At 74.7% G+C, this 1,440-nt stretch carries 1 protein-coding gene; it reads right to left on the bottom strand.

The window, feature by feature from the left end; all coding sequences use genetic code 11:
- The coding region (locus ACFV0G_RS39330; protein ID WP_380558719.1) for a type I polyketide synthase at nucleotides 1-1,440 on the bottom strand (1,440 nt) is incomplete at both ends.

The raw sequence follows: 1,440 nt of genomic DNA, 5'->3' as shown, positions 1-1,440 counted from the left end.
GCATCCCATCGAGTCCAGTGCCACCGGCGCCGCCACCGCCGTCCGCCGGGCGGCCGCGGCGGTGGCGGCGGGCCCGCCGGCCGGGGCCCCCCCGGGCAAACCCCCGCCCCCCCGCGCCGCCGGGGCCGCCCAGCGCGCGGTGCCGTCGGCGCCCACCCCCACCGCGCGGTGCTCGAACGCGGCCCGGGTGGATGCCAGGGCGACACCGACCGCCTCGGGCGCGGTGTCCGGCGCGGTGTTCAGCAGGTCGAGCAGGCGGCCGGCCTGGCCGGCCAGCGCTCCCGCCGTACGGGCCGAGATCACCCACGGCAGACCGGAGGTGAGTGCGGCCCTCGGGGCGCTGCTGCGGTCGGCCGCGTCCACGGGCTCGGGCTCGGGGGCCTGCTCCAGGATGACGTGCGCGTTGGTCCCGCTGAACCCGAACGAGGAGACCGCCGAACGGCGCGGACGGTCGTTCTCCGGCCACGGTCGGGCCTCGGCGAGCAGCTCCACCGCGCCGGCCGACCAGTCCACGTGCGAGGTCGGCTCACCCGCGTACAGGCTCTTGGGCAGCACGCCGTGCTGCATCGCCAGCACCATCTTGATCACACCGGCCGCACCCGCCGCCGCCTGGGTGTGCCCCATGTTGGACTTCACCGAGCCGAGCCAGAGCGGACGGTCCTCCGCACGTCCCTGACCGTACGTCGCCAGCAGCGCCTGCGCCTCGATCGGGTCGCCCAGAGTGGTGCCGGTGCCGTGCGCCTCAACGGCGTCGACCTGGTCCGGCGTCAGTCCGGCGCTCGCCAGTGCCTGCTTGATCACGCGCTGCTGGGACGGCCCGTTGGGCGCCGTCAGACCGTTGGACGCGCCGTCCTGGTTGACGGCCGACCCGCGCACGATGCCGAGCACCGGGTGGCCGTTGCGGCGGGCGTCCGACAGCCGCTCGACGAGCAGCATGCCGATCCCTTCGCCCCAGCCGGTGCCGTCCGCGTCGTCCGAGAAGGCCTTGCAGCGGCCGTCCGTCGCGAGTCCGCGCTGGCGGCTGAACTCCACGAAGGTGCTCGGCGTCAGCATCACCGTGACACCGCCCGCCAGCGCCAGCGACGACTCGCCCTGCCGCAGCGACTGGCAGGCCAGGTGCAGCGCCACCAGCGAGGACGAACAGGCCGTGTCGATCGTGACGGCGGGCCCCTCCAGGCCGAAGGTGTAGGAGACCCGGCCGGAGGCGATGCTGCCCGAGGTACCGGTGCTGATCTGCCCCTCGGCCCCCTCGACCGACTGCTGGAGCACCATGGCGTAGTCGTTGTACATCACGCCGACGAAGACGCCGGTCCGGCTCCCGCGCACCGCCCGCGGATCGATGCCCGCCCGCTCGAACGCCTCCCAGGAGGTCTCCAGCAGCAGCCGCTGCTGCGGGTCCATCGACATCGCCTCACGCGGGCTGATCCCGAAGAACCCCGG

The organism is Kitasatospora sp. NPDC059571, from assembly GCF_042735675.1.
In the GTDB taxonomy this organism is placed as follows: Bacteria; Actinomycetota; Actinomycetes; order Streptomycetales; family Streptomycetaceae; genus Kitasatospora.
The sequence above is the reverse complement of the archived record's forward strand: the minus strand, read 5'-3'. Positions and strand labels throughout refer to the sequence as shown.